This window comes from Rhizobium sp. K33 (genome assembly GCF_056501445.1).
The window spans coordinates 939,242-957,521 of sequence record NZ_CP096478.1; the positions used below are offsets into that span (position 1 = coordinate 939,242).

Genomic DNA, 18,280 nt, shown 5'->3' on the forward strand with positions numbered 1-18,280 from the left:
TAACGTGTGGGGCAAAGTATGACGACGACTATCGTGAGGCCTGATAGCGCTACCGCAGGCACAGTGATCCGAAACAATGCTTCGGACATGGCGTCTTCTACTGCAATTGAGCTGCTGGTCGGTCAAGCAGAGCAACGGCTGGCCGAGCCGCTGTCCAGCGCGCATGCTTCGGGAAGCGTGCTTCCAGAGGCAAACACCGGAATGACCGAAGACGATACTGTCAGCGTTCTTGAAGTCCTGGCCGAGATGCAGCGCATCATCGACAGACATATCGAGAAAACGGAAAAGCAGCAGGGCGATCGCTGATCTCCCTGCTACTCTTTAAGCTTTGCGATCCTGAGCCTCGGCCGTGGCGGCGGTTGTCGCTCAGGCTTCCTTCGACCGGGCGTCGACGAAGCGCTCTGGCAGTGCGACCACTTGCGGCGAGCCGTGATAGGTCACCTGCGGGAACGGGATGGAAATTCCGTTCTCGTCGAAGGACTTCTTCACTTTCTTGATCATCTCACGCGACGTCGGCCAGAAGTCCGAGGCAGCCGTCCAATACCAGAGCGTAATGACAACGGCGCTGTCGCCCAACTGATCGACATGGGTCGAAATGGCAGGATCCTTCAGCACGCGTGAGTCCGCCTCGGCATGTTCCCGCATGATCTTTTCGGCGAGATCGATATCGTCGTTGTAGTCGATCCCGACCTTCAGCTCGAAACGGCGCGTCGGCAGGCGGCTGAAATTGGTGATCGGCACGTTCCACAGCGTCGAGTTCGGCGCCAGCCGGTACAGGCCATCCGGCGTCTTCAACTCCGTTGCGAAGAGACCGATCTCGACGATGATGCCGGAAATGGATCCGGTGTCGATATATTCACCGACCCGGAAGGGGCGCAGCACCAGAAGCATGATGCCGGCCGCGATGTTCTGCAACGTGCCCTGCAAGGCAAGACCGATGGCAAGACCGGCGGCACCGAGAGCCGCGATGATTGAGGCGGTCTGCACGCCGAACTGGCCGAGCACGGTGACGAAGACGAGGATGAGGGCGCCATAGCGCACGACATTGGCAAAGAAGCGGGCGAGCGTCTCGTCGATGCCTCGCACCTGCAAAAGGCCCGCATGGGTCCAGCGGCTGAGCAGCGATGACAGCCACCAGCCGATGAAAAGCAGAAGCAGGGCCCCGACGATCGAGAAGGAATACTCGACAGCCAGCCGGCTCGCCTGAGCCAATGCCGCCTGTGTCGCGAGAAGTGCTTCGTTGGCCTGTGTTTCCATGCGGTCATGCTCCCTGGCTGTTGCTGTCCAAGGGGCTAGATGGTGCAGGGGATAGCGAGGTCAACCATTTGCTCGGGAACCGAGTTTCAGCCCAGGTGCCGGCCGCTCCTCCAGAACCTGGCGACGGAAGCGGAAAAGGGCAGCCGGCCGGCCACCCGTGGCGGCTTCGGTGGAGCCCGTCGGCTCGACCAGTTCGGCGCCTTCCACGAGGCGGCGGAAGTTCTGCTTGTGCACATGATGCCCGGCAATCGCCTCGACCGTGCCCTGCAGATCGGTGAGCGTGAATTCCGGCGGCATCAGTTCGAAGATGACAGGCCGGTACTTGATCTTGCTCCTGAGCCTCGCAAGCGCCGTGGCCGCAATCCGCCGGTGATCGTGCCGCATGGCTCGTCCAAGCGAAGTGCCGACCCGACGCTGCTCGATCCGCCCGTCCTGTACGGCCTCTTCCATGAGCCCGGCCTCGTAGAGCAGTTCATAGCGCTCGAGCACGCGCTCTTCATCGAAGGGGAAATCATCAAGGCCGAAGGCAAGCTTCAGCCGGGATCGTCTCGACGACGGAGCCGCTTCTTCCGCCCAGGCTGTGAGGGCTGGCAGGATGACGCTGTCGAGCACGACCGGCCGTCCCTGCCGCCAATCTTCCCAAGGCAGATAGCCATACCAGTCCCGCCATTGAGCGCCGGAAAGTTCAAGGCGTGCGTCCCGGTCGATGTCGAGCCGGGTCAAGGCGAGATAGCCGACGGACACGACATGCGGACCCTGATCGCCGGGCATCTTGTGACGGCCGCGATCCCCGAAGGTGTAGAGTTGCTCGATATAGCCGAGCTCCAGCGCCGTCTGCGCCTCGACGGTATGCCGCAGCGACATTTCCATCGTCCGGTGCCGGTTGGGATCGAAGGGACCGAAGGGCAGGGAATCGAGCCTCTCGCCGTCCTCTCCGACCACCAGCAGGCGAGGGGTGCGAGCGCTGATCGCGACGATCGCGGCGTTGAGGCCGATCTCGATCTCCGCCGGTGCCGTCATGGGAGAGCAGGCTCGCGGAACGGCAAGGGCAGGGTGAAGGGCGTGTTGCCGTCGGCATCCGCACCGCGTCCGATGGCCTTCACTGCCTTGACGAACCGTCCACCGCGCCCCAGCAGGGCATCGCCGATCTCGACCAAACGCATGTTCGGCGTGGCAAAGGGCGAGGCTTCGCGCAGCCGCCGCGCCAGGGCATCTTCATCGTCATCCGGTGCGACCGCAAGGCTTGCGATCATCGCAGCTGCGGGCGAGCGCGAAACCCCCATCCAGCAATGCACCACCAGCGGCGAGGCCTGGTCCCATGCCCGGGCGAAGGTGATGATCTCGGCCACATGCATTTCCTGCGGCGCGATCAGGTCGCCGGTCCCGGCGAAGCTGATGTCGTTCATCGAAAGCTTCAGATGTCGCGCGGCCTGGATGACCGCCGGTCTGTGAAAATCCTGGTTGGCGGCGAGCAGGCTGATCATCTCGCGCGCCTTGTGGCGGACGGCCATTTCCGCGATGCGTGAAAGCGGGGAAACGACGATCAGGCTCATGCTCTGGCCCAGGTGGTCGATTGCCGGTCGGCCTCGATTTCCTCGAAACGCTCGAGAAACTTCGCCTGCGCCTGATAGGCGGGCAGGGGATCGATCAGGATCGTATCGCGGGTGAAGCCCTTGGGCTGGCCGAAGAACTTGCGTGCCTCGGCCTCGGCAAAACCGGCAAGAACCGTCGCCTCGAAGAAGGCGGAGATCATGTCGGCCTTCTTGATCAGGTCCTTGAGTGCGGCCTTGGGATGGGCGGGCAAGCCGAAGCGGAGATGGATCGCGGCCTCGAGCCGTTTCTCCACCACCTTGTAACCGCCCCCGACGACGGCCTTGAACGGCGAGATCATGTCTCCGATCACGTATTCAGGCGCATCATGCAGCAGCGCGACCATCAGATCGTCGGCCGTCGCCTTCGGATTCGAGCGACGAAAGATGTCTTCGACGATGAGACTGTGCTGCGCCACAGAGAAGGCGTGGTCGCCGGAGGTCTGACCGTTCCATCGCGCCACGCGTGCGAGGCCATGGGCGATGTCGGTAATCTCGACGTCGAGCGGCGAGGGGTCCAGCAGGTCGAGCCGACGCCCGGAGAGCATGCGCTGCCAGGCGCGGCTGGAGGGGAGAGGAACGGCCGAGCCCATGTCAGATCTCCTCCGCAGCAGACGGGAAGGTGAGCCCGCTCCAGCCCGGAAGGGTAACGGTGACGGGTACGTCGCCTGCAAGGATAGGCTCCCTGGCCGCCATGGCCTCACCGGCCTTGTCGATGCGGATGATGGCAAGCGCCCGTTCGCCAGCGACGGTGCCGAGCGTGCCGATCGTCTTGCCGCCGATGGTCAGATCGGTCCCCGCAACAGGAAGGGACGCGTCCGCCGAGACGATGACCGCGCGTCGTCGCGCCGTCGAGCGGTGCTGCATGCGCGACACCACCTCCTGTCCGACATAGCAGCCCTTGCGGAAGGAGACGCCTCCGGATTTGTCGAACAGGACGTCATGCGGAAAGGCATCCTGCAGCGCGTAGTCGGCACCCGATTCGGGAACGCCATGCAGGATGCGCAGCGCATCATAGCCATCGCGTCCAACGGCTTCGCCATGCTGACCAGGCTTGCGGCGAACCTCGGTGCCGGCCAGTGCGAACCGATGGTCCGCCACGCCGTCACCGGCTTCACCCCAGGTCACCGTTGCACCCGTCTCCGGCAGCGTCTCGATCGTCACGGCTGCCCTGAGCTTGTACATGGTCATGCGCTTGACGAAGGCTTCCAGCTGGTCTGCTCTGATGTCGATCCGGAAGCCGTCACCGTCCCGCGAGATGAGGAAGTCGAACAGGATCTTGCCCTGCGGTGTCAGCAGCGCGCCGGGCCGTGCTTCCTCTGCCCCGAACCCACCGAGATCGGTGGTGATGAGGTTCTGCAGGAAGTGTTCCGCATCCGCCCCCGTGATTCGGACAAAGGCGCGATCGGGCAGGAAGGCTGAAGGCATGGAGATCACCGGACTGTTGCTTTGCCATTGAGTTAGGCGCTGCCAGTCTAGACGACAAGAAGCCCGGATCACAGCCCACAGATAGGATGGCGATCAGTCGCCGACGTTCAGGAATTTCCAGCGGCCGTCCGGCGTAATGCCAACGCGGAAGAAATTGTAGTTGCCGTATTCCTGCATCTCCGCGACGTCGCCTGCGGTGACTATGCGCAGCAGTTCGACCTTCTCCTGTGGTGTCAGCAGCGCGAGCGACTTTCCGGCGAAATAGGGCCAGACATAGGCCTCGTCGGCCGTTCCCTTGTCGAGCTGGACGAACCCCGTCGAAAAGATATCGAGAAGAATTGCCAAAACCTCGATCCCGTCGCTGTCACCGGAGATCGCCTTCAGTGCCTCGATGGGATCCTGATCGGGCGTCTGCAGCGGCACCACGGTCTGGTCGGGACCCGGGTTCATCAGCGGTCGGAGCTTCGAGATGTCGCCGGTCGTGGCGGCACCGATGATCAGCTGCCGCATACGGCGAACCGGTTCTGGTGCCTTCTCGACGTCGTAAATGACTTTCGCCGCCGGTTCGGGCGGCTCGACGGTCTCCACCGCCTCCGGTTCGTCCCGCTTGATGAGCGGATCCGGATCCGGAATGACGGGGATCGAATCTTCGATGACGTCCTCTTCGTCGCTCGCCAGAGGCTGGGCCTCGTCAGATGACGTGTCAGCTGCAGGCGGCGTGATGTCCTTGATGTCGGACAGGGCAAGGGCCGGCAGCGTCGGTGCCGTAGAAGCAAGCATGAGCGTCAGCGCGCTCGTCAAGCGAAACAGCCTGACCCGCGACGAGATCATCGTTCTGTTCCTCGATTTGTAACTTACTGGAGCTGGCGCTCGGGCGAGAATTCGCCGGCGAGCAGCCGGGTCTTCAGTGCGTCGAGGATCGCCTCGGCACCGTGTTCGCCATGAATGCGGATGGTCTCGCGCATGGCAAGCGCGAAGGCAGCATCCGCGATGATCTCGGGCTCGATGCCGTCTGCCATGCCGTCGGCCCAGGCTTCGTTCTGGTATTCCAGCGCAGCCTGCATCTTTTCATGAACGATCATGTCGTCGATTTCGTTGCGGCGCGGTTCCATGGGCATTCCTCGAAGCACTTACTCAGTCCTTAACGACCCTATCAGCCTTTTGCCAAAACGACACGGGGGCAGACCAAAAGAGGTGAATTAATCGTTAATTTCCGAAACGTGCGGTAATTTCTGTGGCGAGTGTTGCGCCTTCGTTACGGTAATTCTGCTCTGCACGAACTGCGGCCGCTGTGCAAGAGGTATAGACTGAGGCGAAGGACCGATAGCCCCGGTTGTAGGCGGCTGTCAGGCGCGCGCGGCGCTTCGGCTCCGTCCTCGTTTCCGCATCCAGCAGCGCCTGCAGCGACTGGCGCCATTCCGGTTCGCCATCGGCGCTGCAGAGATTGCGCAGATAATGCACGGCGCCGATGATCTCCGAGAGACGCGCGAGGCGGTCGTCGTAAGGCGTTGCCTTCTCCGTCTCCACCGGCGGCGGGAGCGTGATCACGTTGCTCTCCTGTGCGCGGGCCGGCTGATGGAGCATGGAAACGGCAAGCAGTGCGGCCGCGCCGCTGATCATCCTGATCCCGGTCATGCGGCACCTCCTGCGCAAAGGCCGGGCGTGAGGCGCATCACGCAGGCCAGGACGCTTTCAGGCGTCGGAAGATGGAGAATTTCTTCGGGCAGGAACCACCCGGCCTCCAATGCATCGCTCTGGGCGATGGCCGGTGCCGTCTCATCCGCATCCACCTGAAAAACGGAAAGCATGAAATGGCTGCCGCTGACGCCCGCCTCTGGCAGAAGCTCCACCGTTTCGAACAGGCGCGGATTGCGCCCGACCAGCCCCGTCTCCTCGAAGAGCTCCCGCAGCGCCGTTTCTTCCGGCGTTTCACCCGGTTCGGAGCGGCCGCCGGGAAAGGCATAGAGATCGGCAGCCGGCGGATTGCCACGGCGAACGAGGAGAAAGCGCCCGGCCCGTTCAACGATGGCGGAAGAGGCGAGGCGGGGCATGCTCATGGAAAGAAGAACTCCGGTCGAAGACGGCCCCGCTTCGGCGAAGCAGCGCATCGGGATTATCGCGGGCTTTGCGCGAGCCTGCAAGCAGCCCGTCACCTTGACCGGTGACAGGCGGACTGCCATCTGTGGGGGATGTGTGGACGTTTTGCCCTGACTGCCAGCCCGGAAGAGGTTGCCGAGCTCCTGAACGTGATGGAGCTCGAAGGCTTTCCGCCGCGCTACAACATCGCGCCGACGCAGCCGATTCTGGTGGCCGTCGCGTCACCACCCGCCGATCCCGGCTCCAACCGGCCGGACCGCATGGCCGTGCTCGTCCGCTGGGGCCTCATTCCCTCCTGGGTCAAGGATCCAAAGGAATTCACCCTCCTGATCAATGCCCGCTCCGAGACGGCGATCGAGAAAGCGTCGTTTCGCGCAGCCATGCGCCACAGGCGCATTCTCGTGCCCGCATCCGGTTTCTACGAATGGCACCGGCCGCCGAAAGAAAGTGGCGAGAAGCTTCAAGCTTACTGGATCCGCCCGAAGAAGGGCGGCATCGTCTGCTTCGGCGGCCTGATGGAAACCTACATGTCGAAGGATGGCTCCGAGCTCGATACCGGCTGCATCCTGACCGTCGGTGCCAACAACACGATCGGCAAGATCCATGACCGGATGCCGGTCGTGATCGAGCCGCAGGATTTCAGCCGCTGGCTGGACTGCCGCCAGGGCGAGCCCCGCGATATCGTCGACCTGATGCGGCAGGCCGATGAAGATTACTTCGAGGCGATCCCGGTTTCCGATCTTGTCAACAAGGTCGCCAATGTCGGCCCTGAGTTGCAGGTCCCCGTGACCCCGCAGCCCAGAAAGCAAAAACCCGCCGCAGACAAGGCTGACGACGGGCAGATGAATCTCTTCTAGATCGGGGCTCTCAGGCCACCTTGGCAGCCGGCTTCGGCTTCAGCATCAGGGCTGCGGCCAGCACGGCCTTGAGGCCGAGCGGGCGGTACTTGGAATCCAGGTTCTCGTTTGCCGGCTTCTGCTGCTCGGCTTCAGTCTGCGTCGTCATCGTCATGTTCCTCGGGAGTGTTTCCTGACCGGTGTTTTTGTTCGCGGCTCTCTCTGCGGAGATCATGACAAAAGCGTGACCGAGGCTGTGACTCAAATCAAATTTGAAGAAAAAGAGTAGAAATGGAGAGCCCCGCGCAGGCTTTCGGGTCTGGCGGGGCTCAAAACTGCGAAATCTTGGAGATAAATCGGCTCAAACGCCGCGATCCATCTCCGAAAGTCCCTTTTCGGCTGATTCTTCGCCGATGGTCAGCGTCCCGTAGCGGCGATGCCAGTTGCGTGCGCCGAAGGGCAGGGAGCAGAGATAAAGCAGCACGGTCACGACAAGCACTTCCCAGGTGAAGCTCATCAGCAGTGCGACGTAAAGCACGACGCCGAGAATCATCGGCAGCACCAGATCCCGGCGCACATGGCTCGTCTCCGACTTGCCGGACCAGACCGGCAGGCGGCTGACGAGCAGGTAGGCGATGACAATCGTATAGGCGGTGCTCGCATAGGCGAAGATGCCGACAGGCGCCACGCCGAGGAAACCGAGATAGACAGGCAGCAGGACGAGTGCAGCACCCGCGGGTGCAGGAACGCCAACAAAGAATTCCGACTGCCAGGGTGCCTTGGTCTCGCGTTCGTCCATGACGTTGAAGCGCGCAAGCCTGAGACCGGCGGCGATCGCGTAGATCAAGGCCGCAATCCAGCCCAGCGAACGGGCCTGGTCGAGCACGAAGACATAAAGGACGAGGGCAGGGGCGACGCCGAAATTGATGATGTCGGCAAGCGAATCCATCTGTGCGCCGAACTTCGAGGTCGCCTTCATCATCCGCGCGATGCGACCATCGATGCCGTCGAGGAAGGCGGCCGCGAGCACCATGGCAACGGCCAGCTCATAACGGTTCTCGAAGGCGAGACGAATGCCCGTCAGGCCTGCGCAGATCGCGAGCACGGTGATCAGGTTCGGAATGATCAGCCGCAGCGGTATTTCCCGCAGCCGGGGCCCGCGAGCCCCGCCATCTGCGGCGCCTGCGGTTCGCACGTCGTTCGAAGGCGTCTGATCGTCCATCGGAAACCTCCTCAGCTGCGGCGGCTGATCACCGGACCCTTGGCCGAGCCGAACTCGGCAATCACGGTCTCGCCGGCAATGGCGGTCTGGCCAAGCGAGACGCGCGGTTCGGCACCCGCCGGCAGGAAGACGTCGAGGCGCGAACCGAAGCGGATGAGGCCGAAGCGTTCACCGGCATCGAGCGGCTCGTTGGGATTGGTCCAGCAGATGATGCGGCGGGCAACGAGGCCCGCGATCTGAACCACGCCCACCTGGCCATGCTTGCTTTCGATCACAAGGCCATTGCGTTCGTTGTCGGTCGAGGCCTTGTCGAGCTCGGCATTGAGGAACTGGCCTTCCTTGTAGGCGATCGTCGTCACCCGGCCGCGTACCGGTGCACGGTTCACATGGCAGTTGAAGACATTCATGAAGATGGTGATGCGCAGCATCGGCTCGTGACCGAGATTGAGTTCTTCCGGGGGAACGGACATCTGCACCGACGAGACGCGGCCATCGGCCGGGCTGATCACCAGATCATCGTCCTGCGGCGTCACGCGCTCGGGATCACGGAAGAAATAGGCGCACCACAGGGTGAGGATGAGGCCGATCCAGAACAGCGGATCCCAGATCCAGCCGAGCACCAGCGACGCAACGAAGAAGGCCGCGACAAAGGGATAACCTTCCTTGTGCACGGGAACGATCGTCTTGCGGATGGTTTCGAACAGGTCCATTGGGTCCTCGGTCTTTTGAATTGTGTCGCCCGTGACTACTCTGAAAGCCGCAGATGGGCAATGCCGACGGTCAAATCAAGGCAGCTTAAAGAACCTGTGACAAACCATCGCTAGCCCAAAAAAGGATCGACTTGTTGAGACCTCGGCGAGATTTCGTAAATAACTGCACCCTAAAAAAGGGGTAGTGAAAATCATAAGAGATCCGGGCCGGCACTGCCAGAATGCCAGCTCGGGCAAGGACTGACTGTTGCAGCTCGCCAGGAAAATCGAACAGTTTCCGGATAAGTCACCGCTTGTGACCCTCTCCTGGTATTCGCCGACCGGCGCGCCTCCACCAGCCGGCATCGGATCGCTGAAACCGGCCCGCATCACCGATTATCGGGACCTGCATTATACCTCCGTATGCTTCCTGGATTGCGCCGACAGAGGGGCGAGCAGGGAGGTTACCCGTCTCCGGCAGGCCTATGGTCCGGCCCTTTACCTGGTGGCGGCGACGGAAGGTGCAGGCGCAGCGTTCCAGTCCGAACTCTTCGATACAGGCGTGGATGACATCCTGCTGCAGGACGGGCCGGAGCATCTGCTTCGTTGCCTCCTGCGCGCCAAGCGTCACCTGACGCTGCTGCAACAGCAGGAACGGCGGCTGGACGATCTGCAGGAACAGCTCGATCGCTGGCAGGACGGGCTCGACCACCTGCCGACGCCGATCTACCTGAAGGACGTCGACGGACGCTATCTCGGCTGCAACACCGCGTTCAGCCAGTTCGTCGGCACGACCCGCAGTGGCGTGATCGGCCAGACGCTCGCGGATTTCCTGCCGCAGGAGGTCGCGGATGCCCATCGGGAATCCGATCTTGAAGTGATGCGCAAGGGTGGCGTGCTCCGGGTCGAGACGGATGTCTGCGTGCCGGAGACGGGCATGCGCCACGTCATGCTGCACAAGGCGTCGATCGAGTCGGCGGACGGACATTTGCGCGGCATTGCCGGCGTCATGATCGACATCACCGAGCGCAAGGAGCTGGAAGCGCGCCTGACCGCAGCGGCCGAGCGCGATCCGCTGACCAACGCGTATAACCGGCGCAAGTTCTTCGAGGTCGCCGCCTCGGCGATCGAACACCGTCCGGACGGCGGTTCAGCCTTCGCCGTTGCCGTCATCGACATCGACCACTTCAAGTCGATCAATGATGAGCTGGGCCACGGGGAGGGGGACCTCACCCTCTGCTCGATCGTCGATACCCTACGGAGCCATGAAGACCAGGGTGTCGTGGTCGCACGCGCGGGCGGCGAAGAGTTCTTTGCCTTCTTCGCCGGCGAAAATGCCGAACGCGCCGCGGAGATCCTCGAGCAGATGCGCGGTGACGTTGCCCGATACTGCCAAGTGACGACCGTTGCCGGTGCTGCTGGCACGATCAGTATCGGTCTCGCCGCGTTCGATCCAGAACAGGAGACGGTGGATCAGGCGCTGCGCCGCGCCGATCTTGCGCTCTACCGTGCGAAGCGTGACGGCAGAAACCGCCTCTGCCTCGCACCGTGACCGGCAGAGCGCCGGTCACTCTCAATAGATCTGAGGATCAGTTGGCCGGCGGACGGCGAACGACCACGCCCAGTTCGTCGCTTTCGCGCACCTGCCGCAGCATCTCTTCGGCCTGCGTGGCCTCCCGCTGGCGGTTCCACATTGAGGCATAGAGCCCGTTCTGCGCCAAGAGTTCGGTATGGCTGCCTCGCTCGGCGATCTCGCCGCCCTTCAAGACGATGATCTCGTCGGCACTGACGACCGTCGAGAGACGGTGGGCAATGACGAGCGTCGTGCGGTTCTTGGAGACAATATCGAGGGCAGACTGGATTTCGTGTTCAGTCGTCGTGTCCAGCGCCGAGGTCGCCTCGTCCAAGATCAAGATCGGCGGTGCCTTGAGCACGGTCCGGGCAATCGCGACGCGCTGCTTTTCACCGCCGGAGAGCTTCAATCCGCGTTCGCCGACCTTGGTGTCAAAGCCTTCCGGCAGATCCTTGATGAAATGCGAGATCTGCGCGACCTCGGCCGCCTGCTGGATTTCGGCATCGGAAGCGCCGGGTCGGCCATAACGGATGTTGTAGGCGATGGTGTCGTTGAACAGCACGGTGTCCTGCGGCACCATGCCGATCGCAGCGCGCAGGGACTTCTGCGTGACGTCCCGGACATCCTGACCGTCAATGGTGATGGAGCCCTGCTGCACGTCGTAGAAGCGGTAGAGCAGGCGGGAAATCGTCGACTTGCCCGCCCCCGACGGACCGACCACGGCGACCGTCTTGCCGGCCGGAACTTCGAAAGACACGCCCTTCAGGATCGGGCGATCCGGATCGTAGTGGAAATGGACGTCCTTGAACGCGATTGCGCCCTGCGCAATGGCAAGCGGCTTCGCGCCGGGACAGTCGACAACCTCGGCCTGCACCTCGAGCAGATCGAACATCTGTTCGATATCGGTCAGGCCCTGGCGGATTTCGCGGTAAACGAAGCCGATGAAGTTGAGCGGGATCGACAGCTGCATTAGCATGGCATTGACGAAGACGAAGTCGCCGATCGTCTGTTCGCCGCGCTGAACGGCAAGCGCCGACATCACCATGATGATCGCGGTGCCGATGCCGAAGATCAGGCCCTGGCCGAAGTTCAGCCAGCCGAGCGATGTCCAGACCTGCGTCGCCGACTTTTCGTAACGTGCCATGGAGGCGTCGAAGCGCTTGGCCTCCATCTCCTCGTTGCCGAAATATTTGACGGTCTCGAAGTTGAGGAGCGAGTCGATCGCCTTGGTATTGGCATCCGTGTCGCTGTCGTTCATCGCGCGACGGATGCCGATGCGCCAGTCGGAGGCGCGGATCGTGAACCAGATATAGGCCCAGACCGTGAAGGCGGTAACGCCGAGATAGGAGAAGCCGTAGGTCCACCAGAAGATTGCGGCCGTCAGCAGGAATTCGATCAGGGTCGGCACGGAGTTGAGGATCGTGAAGCGCACGATCGTTTCGATGCCCTTTGTCCCGCGCTCGATGATGCGCGACAGACCACCGGTCTTGCGCTCCAGGTGGAAGCGCAGCGACAGCTGGTGCATGTGCACGAATGTCTTGTAGGCAAGCTGGCGCACCGCGTGCTGGCCGACGCTCGCAAACAGCGCGTCGCGCAGCTGGTTCAGGCCAACCTGGGCAATTCGGGTGACGTTGTAGAAGATCACGAGTGCGACGGCACCGAGAAGGAAGGTCGGCAGCAGGCCTGCCATATCCAGGCGGCCGTCGAGCGCATCTGTGGCCCATTTGAAGAAATAGGGCACGAGGATCAGGACGAATTTCGAGATGATCAGGAAGATCGTCGCCCAGACGACCCGCATCTTGAGGTCGAAGCGATCCGCCGGCCACATATAGGGCCAGAGGTTTACCAGGGTCTGCATCGGATTGCCGTCGTCGGCCGATACCGTCTTCTTCTGTGCCTCAGCCATCCCCGACCCTCTCTCGTGTATGCAGATCAAAAAGCGGCGATCCCTTGGGAGGATCGCCGCCGTCATTCAATTAGGTTCTCGCTTGCGCGAATACAATAACGGATCTGTGAAAGCTCAGTTCACCGCCTCGCCGCGCAGACGCTTGCGGTGGATTTCCTCCGCATTCGGCAGGGCATCGCGCGGAACCGTAAAGATCTGGCCGGGCTCGATTCGGTCCGGATTGTTGATCTGGTTCTCGTTGGCGAGATAGATCGTGGTGTAGCGCACACCCTGGCCGTAGACGCGGCGCGAGATCTGCCAGAGCGTGTCGCCACGGCGGATGATCACGCTGCTGTCACTCTGGGCAAGCGGCGCCTGCTGGATCGTCTTCGGCTCGGCGGAAGCCGTTTCAGCCGGCGCGGCCGGAGCTGCCGCATCCTGGGTCGTTGTGGCCGCAATTGCTGCCGGCGTCGGCTCGTTCAGGAGATCACGGATCAATGCCACAAGCTTCGGCAGCGTAGCGCCGAGGGCGTCGACATTGCCGTTCGGAACCGACTGCAGCAGCGCCAGCGCTTCCTTCGCCTTGGCGGCATGGGATTCGATGGCCGATGCAAAGGCCGGATCGCCGTTTGCCCCCGGACGGAAACCTGCGATCGACTGCAGGCCGATCTCGGTCGCCGAACGGGCGGCGGCCGCCTGCTCAAGTGCCGGCTTCTGGCCATTGGCATAGAGGTTTTCGAGGATCGTCATCGCCTTGGTGAGGGCGATCCGCAGCCGTTCGAAATCAGCCTCTTCCGGGCTTGCAGCCGCAGCAGATGCCGGCGCCGTCTGAGCGACGACGGAGACCTGCTCGCCGGCCGGGCGCTCGAACGGAACGGAGGCACGCACGACGACCTTGCCGGTCGCGTCGAGCAGTTCGACCTCGATGATGTGATTGCCTACCTCGAGCTTCATCTCGCCTTCGATGACGAAATTGCCGCTCGGATCGCTCTTGGCTTCACCGATCGCTGCCTTGTCGGCAAAGCCGCGCACGGTTGCGCCGGCGGGCGCCTTGCCCGCGACGAAAATGCGGTCACCCTCGATTTCGACGGCAGTCACCTGCACCTCGGTGGCGCCGGGAAGCGATGCCGGGGCGTCGCTCGACGATGCGCCGGCGGGTACGGCCGCCGTCTCGGCGCTGCCCGGCATGATCGGTGCCGAATTGGCGATTTCGTTCGAGGCAGCCGGCAGATCCGGCATCACCGCACCGCCGGCGGCTGCCGGCTCCGACGTTTGCGCTGTCGCCGCATCCGCATTCGCAGTTCCTGCAGCCTGCGAGGCGCCGGCGTCGGCGTCGGCGGTACCTGGAAGGGTGATCATGCGGCTGGCTTCGCCGGGCTTGGAGACCATCGCGAGAAGCTCGCCCTTGCCGCTTTCCGGAACGGAGATCGTTGCGACTTCTTCCGAGGTCACGACCTTGCCATCCGGCGCAGTGGCGCGGATCTGGAGCGAATGATCGCCCGGCGCAAGCGGTTCGTCGAGCACGGCGGCGAAATCCCCGGTGCCGTCGACAGTCTGCGAGGAAATGACGTCGCCGCCATTGAGGATCTCGACCTTGGCACCCGGAACGGCGTTGCCGGCAATCACGGTCGACCCGTCGGGCTCGACGCGGAGAATGTCGAAGCGTGGCGCGACATCCGTCGGGGCTTCCGCGACCGGTGCCGGGGCGACCGGATTGCCGAGCAGCGCGTCCTTGATGGCGGCGATCATGCTGGCGGCCTTGGCCGGATCGGAGGGCAGGTCCTGCACCATGGCGAGTGCCCGGGCCGCATCGGCCTGAACCGCCTTGATGCGATCCATGACCGTGGCTTCCAGGCCTTCGGGGATTTCGATTGTGGAGAGAGCCTGCAGCGCGCCCTGGGCAAGCGTCTTTGCCGCCGTATAGGCTTCGATGCTCGGCGTGCGGCCATCGGCGAACAGCGCGGAAATCCCGTCCACGGCCTTCACGGCTTCACCCTTGAGGCGATCCATCTTCTCGGCCGCTGCGGCTGCAACATCGGCAACGGCTTCCTCGGCCGTGGCCTTGGCCTCATCGGCTGCAGACTTTGCGGCGTCCGCCGCGGCGTTCACGGTCGGCAGATCGCCCGTCGGCGGATTGAGCCGCGGCATGATGACAAAGACCATCAGCAGGCTGACGATGGCAAGGACGATCAGGACCACCCACAGGGCACGGTTCTTCATTTCACAAGTCTCCCGGCGGAAAAGCCGCCATTCCCTTGGAATTGCTAGCGTCAACCCGATGAATCGACAAGCGGCGATGGATCAATCCACCCTGCTGCAGAAGGGTTTTCAGCCAATTTTGTTGACCTTAGTGAGCACAGACTGTTTTTTGCCTCGCATGAGCGAACAGAAAACCCCGATTCGATCCGTCTGCGTCTATTGCGGCTCCCAGCCCGGACGCGATCCCGCCTTCATGGAAGCGGGCCGTGCCTTCGGCCGTGCGCTGGCCGAAAACAACCTCCGCCTGGTCTATGGCGGCGGCACCAAAGGCATCATGGGGGCGGTTGCCTCAGGCGTTCTGTCTGCCGGCGGTCACGTCACGGGCATCATACCCGAATTCCTGGTCGACATGGAAGCGACGCGCCATTCGCTCGGCCAGTTGAACGAACTGATCATCACCAAGGACATGCATGAGCGCAAGCATGCGATGTTCGAGCGCTCGGATGCCTTCGTCACCTTACCCGGCGGCATCGGCACGCTGGAAGAGATCGTCGAGATCATGACCTGGGGCCAGCTCGGCCGTCATGCCAAGCCGATGGTCTTTGCCAATGTAAACGACTTCTGGAAGCCGATGCTGGAACTCGTCGACCACATGTCGGCCTCCGGCTTCATCCACACGGCGCATCTCGTGCGCCCGCTGGTCATCGACCGGATCGAGGACATCGTGCCGGCCATCCAGGCGCGTTGGGCCGAGACCGGAGCGCCCGAAGGTGACCCGGCGACCATTTCCAAGCTTTGAGCGTAATCAGCGCTGCCGAAGCATCGGCAGCGTGTAGATGACGAGCGCTGCCCAGATCAGCGGAAATGCGATGGCCTTGGCCGTGCTGAAGGGCTCGTGAAAGACGAAGACGGCGGTGATGAAGATCATCGACGGCGCGATATACTGCATGATGCCGATCGTCGACAGCCGGAGCAGCTTGGCGCCGTTGGCATAGAGGATCAGTGGCACCGCGGTCACAAGGCCGGCGGATGCAAGCAGGATCGTATCGGTCGTGTTGCCCATCAGGAAATGACCGCCGCCCTGCAGGTTGAGATAAACAAGATAGGCGAAGGCGAAGGGGGTCAGCAGTAGGACCTCCAGGAGAAAGCCCTGGTTCGGCCCGATCGGCAGCGTCTTGCGGAAGAAGGCGTAGAAGCCCCAGGAGAAGGTCAGTGCAAGCGCCACCACGGGCAGGCGCCCGGCCTCGACGGTAAGGATGACCACCGCGACGACGACGAGCGCAAGTGCTGCGATCTGCGTCCGCTTCAGCTTCTCCTTGAGGAGCACCGCACCGAGCAGGATCGAGAACAGCGGATTGATGAAATAGCCGAGTGCCGTGTCGAGCGCATGGCCCGCACCAATGGCCCAGACATAGATACCCCAGTTGACGCTGATCAGAGTCGCGGTGACGGCTGCCATGCCGAGCATGCGCGGATTGCGCATGGCCTTCTTCAATTCGTCGGTGCGCTTAAGGATGATCAGCAGCAGGCCCGCGACCGGCACCGACCAGAGAATGCGATGCGCGATCACCTCGGCCGGCGAGATATGCGCCAGCGCCTTCATGTAGAGCGGCAGGAAGCCCCACAGGAGATAGGCAGAGAGCGCGAAGAGGAAGCCGTTCAGGCTGTCCCGGTTCTCCGCGGGAGCGGTGACGTCGGCCATGGTGTTTCCTGACTTTTGTTATGCTTGGAAACGGAATTACGCCTCAAGGGTTGCAGGCGCCAATTCATTTCTGTGAAGCATCGTTCAGGCAGACCGATCATTGGCGCGTCGTTCTCACTCCGCCGCGATCTTGCCTGCCAGCTGCCGGTTCTTCATCAGCTTGTAGACGATACTGTCCATCAGGGCCTGGAAGGACGCGTCGATAATGTTTTCGGAAACGCCGACCGTCCACCAGCGCGCGCCCGATGCGTCCGTGGATTCGATCAGGACGCGGGTGATGGCTTCCGTACCGCCATTGAGGATACGGACCTTATAATCGGCCAGTTCGAGATCGAGGATCTCCGACTGGTACTTGCCGAGGTCCTTGCGCAGCGCGATGTCGAGCGCGTTGACCGGTCCATCGCCTTCCGCCACCGACATCACCATCTCGCCATCGACGAGCACCTTTACGACCGCTTCCGAGACAGTCTTCAGTTTGCCATGGCTGTCGAAGCGGCGCTCGACCATCACGCGGAAACTTTCCACCGCGAAGAAGTCCGGCACGGTGCCGAGCGTCTTCAGCGCGAGCAGTTCGAAGCTCGCATCCGCGCCTTCATAGGCATAGCCCGAGGCTTCGCGCTCCTTGACGACCGAGATCAGCGTGTCGAGCTTCGGATCGTCCTTGGCGACCGTGATGCCGCGGCGCTTCAACTCGTTCAAAAAATTCGCCTTGCCGCCCTGGTCGGAAACCATGACCTTGCGGAAATTGCCCACACTTTCCGGCTCGACATGCTCGTAGGTCTTCGGATCTTTCAGAAGCGCCGAGGCATGGATGCCGGCCTTGGTGGCAAAGGCCGAGCCGCCGACATAAGGCGACTGGTGGTTTGGAGATCGGTTGAGCAACTCATCGAAAGCGCGCGACAGGCGGGTGAGGCCGACGAGCTTTTCCCGGTCGATCGAGGTCTCGAAGCGGGACGAATACGTCTCCTTCAGACAGAGCGTCGGGATGATCGTGACGAGATCGGCATTGCCACAGCGTTCGCCGATCCCGTTCAGCGTCCCCTGGATCTGCCGCACGCCGGCTTCGACGGCGGCGAGCGAATTGGCGACCGCCTGGCCGGTATCGTTATGGGCGTGGATGCCGAGCGAGGAGCCGGGGATACCAGAGGCGATGACGGCCGAGACGATCTCGCGGATCTCCGGCGGCTGTGTGCCGCCATTGGTGTCGCAGAGCACCACCCAGCGCGCGCCGGCGTCGTAGGCTTGCCTGGCGCAGGCGATGGCATAGTCCGGGTTGGCCTTGTAGCCGTCGAAGAAGTGCTCGCAATCGACCATGGACAGCTTGCCGGCAGCCACCACGGCCTTGACGCTGTCGCGGATGCTTTCGAGGTTTTCCTCGTTGGTGCAGCCGAGCGCCACCTTCACGTGATAATCCCAGCTTTTGGCCACCAGGCAGATCGCATCCGCCTTGGCCTGCAGAAGCTGGGTCAGCCCCGGATCGTTGGAGGCGGAGACTCCCGCGCGCTTGGTCATGCCGAAGGCGACGAAACCGGCCTGTTTCGTCCGCTTCCTAGAAAAGAACGTTGTGTCCGTCGGGTTCGCCCCGGGATAGCCGCCTTCGATGAAGTCGATGCCGAATTCGTCCAGCATGGCCGCAATGGCGATCTTGTCCTCGACCGAAAAATCAATCCCCGGCGTCTGCTGGCCGTCGCGGAGCGTCGTATCGAACAGGGTGATCTTGTCGCGTGTCATGCTGTTGTCCTCAGGCAACTCGGTGATGTCAGCCCCTCATCCGCCCTTCGGGCACCTTCTCCCCGCAAGCGG

The 18,280-nt window shown here is 62.6% G+C and carries 20 protein-coding genes; 4 read left to right on the forward strand and 16 right to left on the reverse strand.

All coding sequences use genetic code 11. The features are described 5' to 3' along the window. Positions 1 to 18: 18 nt before the first annotated feature. Positions 19 to 306 (forward strand): hypothetical protein, encoded by a 288-nt coding sequence (locus M1E12_RS04645; RefSeq protein WP_479563909.1) that lies wholly within the window; start codon positions 19 to 21, stop codon positions 304 to 306. Positions 307 to 366: 60 nt separating this feature from the next. Here the strand turns inward: M1E12_RS04645 and M1E12_RS04650 are convergent, their stop codons facing one another. The 9 genes from M1E12_RS04650 to M1E12_RS04690 form a co-directional block, all read right to left on the reverse strand. Further along, complete coding sequence (locus M1E12_RS04650) at positions 367 to 1,257, reverse strand: mechanosensitive ion channel family protein (RefSeq protein WP_136538728.1); 891 nt, start codon at positions 1,255 to 1,257, stop codon at positions 367 to 369. Positions 1,258 to 1,317: 60 nt separating this feature from the next. Further along, complete coding sequence (locus M1E12_RS04655; RefSeq protein WP_136538730.1) at positions 1,318 to 2,277, reverse strand: NUDIX hydrolase; 960 nt, start codon at positions 2,275 to 2,277, stop codon at positions 1,318 to 1,320. Next, the gene (locus tag M1E12_RS04660) at positions 2,274 to 2,810 is read right to left on the reverse strand and encodes a tyrosine phosphatase family protein (RefSeq protein ID WP_136538732.1); all 537 of its coding nucleotides are present in this window, start codon (positions 2,808 to 2,810) and stop codon (positions 2,274 to 2,276) included. Before M1E12_RS04660 ends, M1E12_RS04655 begins: the two co-directional genes overlap by 4 nt. Continuing rightward, on the reverse strand, positions 2,807 to 3,439 hold the full coding sequence (locus M1E12_RS04665) for a YfbR-like 5'-deoxynucleotidase (RefSeq protein ID WP_113459230.1): 633 nt from the start codon (positions 3,437 to 3,439) through the stop codon (positions 2,807 to 2,809). The genes M1E12_RS04660 and M1E12_RS04665 overlap by 4 nt, the downstream gene beginning before the upstream one ends. Position 3,440: 1 nt before the next feature. Continuing rightward, entirely contained in the window at positions 3,441 to 4,274 is an 834-nt protein-coding gene (gene ygfZ / locus M1E12_RS04670) for a CAF17-like 4Fe-4S cluster assembly/insertion protein YgfZ (protein WP_479563910.1), read from the reverse strand. A gap of 93 nt (positions 4,275 to 4,367) precedes the next feature. Continuing rightward, on the reverse strand, positions 4,368 to 5,105 hold the full coding sequence (locus M1E12_RS04675; protein ID WP_479563911.1) for a hypothetical protein: 738 nt from the start codon (positions 5,103 to 5,105) through the stop codon (positions 4,368 to 4,370). A gap of 23 nt (positions 5,106 to 5,128) precedes the next feature. After that, positions 5,129 to 5,386: a hypothetical protein gene (locus tag M1E12_RS04680; protein WP_102021450.1), complete on the reverse strand. Its 258-nt coding sequence runs from the start codon at positions 5,384 to 5,386 to the stop codon at positions 5,129 to 5,131. A 94-nt stretch (positions 5,387 to 5,480) separates the two neighbouring features. After that, positions 5,481 to 5,909 (reverse strand): TIGR02301 family protein, encoded by a 429-nt coding sequence (locus M1E12_RS04685; RefSeq protein ID WP_246035007.1) that lies wholly within the window; start codon positions 5,907 to 5,909, stop codon positions 5,481 to 5,483. Further along, positions 5,906 to 6,331: an NUDIX hydrolase gene (locus M1E12_RS04690; RefSeq protein WP_479563912.1), complete on the reverse strand. Its 426-nt coding sequence runs from the start codon at positions 6,329 to 6,331 to the stop codon at positions 5,906 to 5,908. The genes M1E12_RS04685 and M1E12_RS04690 overlap by 4 nt, the downstream gene beginning before the upstream one ends. 132 nt (positions 6,332 to 6,463) lie before the next feature. On the opposite strand from M1E12_RS04690, the gene M1E12_RS04695 reads away from it, so the two are divergent. Then, a complete protein-coding gene (locus M1E12_RS04695) occupies positions 6,464 to 7,228 on the forward strand; it encodes an SOS response-associated peptidase (RefSeq protein ID WP_479563913.1) in 765 nt (254 codons plus the stop codon). A 10-nt stretch (positions 7,229 to 7,238) separates the two neighbouring features. Here M1E12_RS04695 and M1E12_RS04700 read toward each other — a convergent pair whose 3' ends face one another. The 3 genes from M1E12_RS04700 to M1E12_RS04710 all read right to left on the reverse strand — a co-directional run bounded on the left by M1E12_RS04700 (position 7,239) and on the right by M1E12_RS04710 (position 9,160). Further along, positions 7,239 to 7,376: a hypothetical protein gene (locus M1E12_RS04700; protein WP_167494900.1), complete on the reverse strand. Its 138-nt coding sequence runs from the start codon at positions 7,374 to 7,376 to the stop codon at positions 7,239 to 7,241. 192 nt (positions 7,377 to 7,568) lie between these two features. Further along, positions 7,569 to 8,429, reverse strand: a complete 861-nt coding sequence (locus M1E12_RS04705) for a CDP-alcohol phosphatidyltransferase family protein (RefSeq protein WP_310237605.1) — start codon at positions 8,427 to 8,429, stop codon at positions 7,569 to 7,571. Between the two features lie 11 nt (positions 8,430 to 8,440). Then, positions 8,441 to 9,160, reverse strand: coding sequence for a phosphatidylserine decarboxylase (locus tag M1E12_RS04710; RefSeq protein WP_281281702.1), 720 nt, complete (start codon positions 9,158 to 9,160; stop codon positions 8,441 to 8,443). A gap of 226 nt (positions 9,161 to 9,386) precedes the next feature. Between M1E12_RS04710 and M1E12_RS04715 the strand changes: the two genes are divergently transcribed. Further along, positions 9,387 to 10,670, forward strand: a complete 1,284-nt coding sequence (locus M1E12_RS04715) for a sensor domain-containing diguanylate cyclase (RefSeq protein ID WP_479563914.1) — start codon at positions 9,387 to 9,389, stop codon at positions 10,668 to 10,670. A gap of 37 nt (positions 10,671 to 10,707) precedes the next feature. On the opposite strand, the gene M1E12_RS04720 is transcribed toward M1E12_RS04715, so the two are convergent. Next, positions 10,708 to 12,597: an ABCB family ABC transporter ATP-binding protein/permease gene (locus tag M1E12_RS04720; protein WP_479563915.1), complete on the reverse strand. Its 1,890-nt coding sequence runs from the start codon at positions 12,595 to 12,597 to the stop codon at positions 10,708 to 10,710. A gap of 114 nt (positions 12,598 to 12,711) precedes the next feature. Next, complete coding sequence (locus tag M1E12_RS04725; protein ID WP_479563916.1) at positions 12,712 to 14,796, reverse strand: LysM peptidoglycan-binding domain-containing protein; 2,085 nt, start codon at positions 14,794 to 14,796, stop codon at positions 12,712 to 12,714. A gap of 157 nt (positions 14,797 to 14,953) precedes the next feature. Between M1E12_RS04725 and M1E12_RS04730 the strand changes: the two genes are divergently transcribed. Beyond that, on the forward strand, positions 14,954 to 15,574 hold the full coding sequence (locus M1E12_RS04730; protein WP_113459240.1) for an LOG family protein: 621 nt from the start codon (positions 14,954 to 14,956) through the stop codon (positions 15,572 to 15,574). Between the two features lie 6 nt (positions 15,575 to 15,580). Here the strand turns inward: M1E12_RS04730 and rarD are convergent, their stop codons facing one another. Together rarD and cimA are read right to left on the reverse strand one after the other, a co-directional pair. Then, complete coding sequence (rarD, locus tag M1E12_RS04735; protein WP_113459241.1) at positions 15,581 to 16,477, reverse strand: EamA family transporter RarD; 897 nt, start codon at positions 16,475 to 16,477, stop codon at positions 15,581 to 15,583. 114 nt (positions 16,478 to 16,591) lie between these two features. Further along, complete coding sequence (gene cimA / locus M1E12_RS04740; protein WP_479563917.1) at positions 16,592 to 18,208, reverse strand: citramalate synthase; 1,617 nt, start codon at positions 18,206 to 18,208, stop codon at positions 16,592 to 16,594. Positions 18,209 to 18,280: the final 72 nt, after the last annotated feature.

Coding starts and splice junctions, on each gene's coding strand:
- rarD (WP_113459241.1), bottom strand. CDS start 16,477: ATGGCCGACGTCACCGCTCCCGCGGAGAACCGGGACAGCCTGAACGGC.
- M1E12_RS04700 (WP_167494900.1), bottom strand. CDS start 7,376: ATGACGACGCAGACTGAAGCCGAGCAGCAGAAGCCGGCAAACGAGAAC.
- M1E12_RS04665 (WP_113459230.1), bottom strand. CDS start 3,439: ATGGGCTCGGCCGTTCCTCTCCCCTCCAGCCGCGCCTGGCAGCGCATG.
- M1E12_RS04725 (WP_479563916.1), bottom strand. CDS start 14,796: ATGAAGAACCGTGCCCTGTGGGTGGTCCTGATCGTCCTTGCCATCGTC.
- ygfZ (WP_479563910.1), bottom strand. CDS start 4,274: ATGCCTTCAGCCTTCCTGCCCGATCGCGCCTTTGTCCGAATCACGGGG.
- M1E12_RS04675 (WP_479563911.1), bottom strand. CDS start 5,105: ATGATCTCGTCGCGGGTCAGGCTGTTTCGCTTGACGAGCGCGCTGACG.
- M1E12_RS04655 (WP_136538730.1), bottom strand. CDS start 2,277: ATGACGGCACCGGCGGAGATCGAGATCGGCCTCAACGCCGCGATCGTC.
- M1E12_RS04690 (WP_479563912.1), bottom strand. CDS start 6,331: ATGAGCATGCCCCGCCTCGCCTCTTCCGCCATCGTTGAACGGGCCGGG.
- M1E12_RS04660 (WP_136538732.1), bottom strand. CDS start 2,810: ATGAGCCTGATCGTCGTTTCCCCGCTTTCACGCATCGCGGAAATGGCC.
- M1E12_RS04720 (WP_479563915.1), bottom strand. CDS start 12,597: ATGGCTGAGGCACAGAAGAAGACGGTATCGGCCGACGACGGCAATCCG.
- M1E12_RS04695 (WP_479563913.1), top strand. CDS start 6,464: ATGTGTGGACGTTTTGCCCTGACTGCCAGCCCGGAAGAGGTTGCCGAG.
- M1E12_RS04730 (WP_113459240.1), top strand. CDS start 14,954: ATGAGCGAACAGAAAACCCCGATTCGATCCGTCTGCGTCTATTGCGGC.
- cimA (WP_479563917.1), bottom strand. CDS start 18,208: ATGACACGCGACAAGATCACCCTGTTCGATACGACGCTCCGCGACGGC.
- M1E12_RS04685 (WP_246035007.1), bottom strand. CDS start 5,909: ATGACCGGGATCAGGATGATCAGCGGCGCGGCCGCACTGCTTGCCGTT.
- M1E12_RS04680 (WP_102021450.1), bottom strand. CDS start 5,386: ATGGAACCGCGCCGCAACGAAATCGACGACATGATCGTTCATGAAAAG.
- M1E12_RS04645 (WP_479563909.1), top strand. CDS start 19: ATGACGACGACTATCGTGAGGCCTGATAGCGCTACCGCAGGCACAGTG.
- M1E12_RS04650 (WP_136538728.1), bottom strand. CDS start 1,257: ATGGAAACACAGGCCAACGAAGCACTTCTCGCGACACAGGCGGCATTG.
- M1E12_RS04705 (WP_310237605.1), bottom strand. CDS start 8,429: ATGGACGATCAGACGCCTTCGAACGACGTGCGAACCGCAGGCGCCGCA.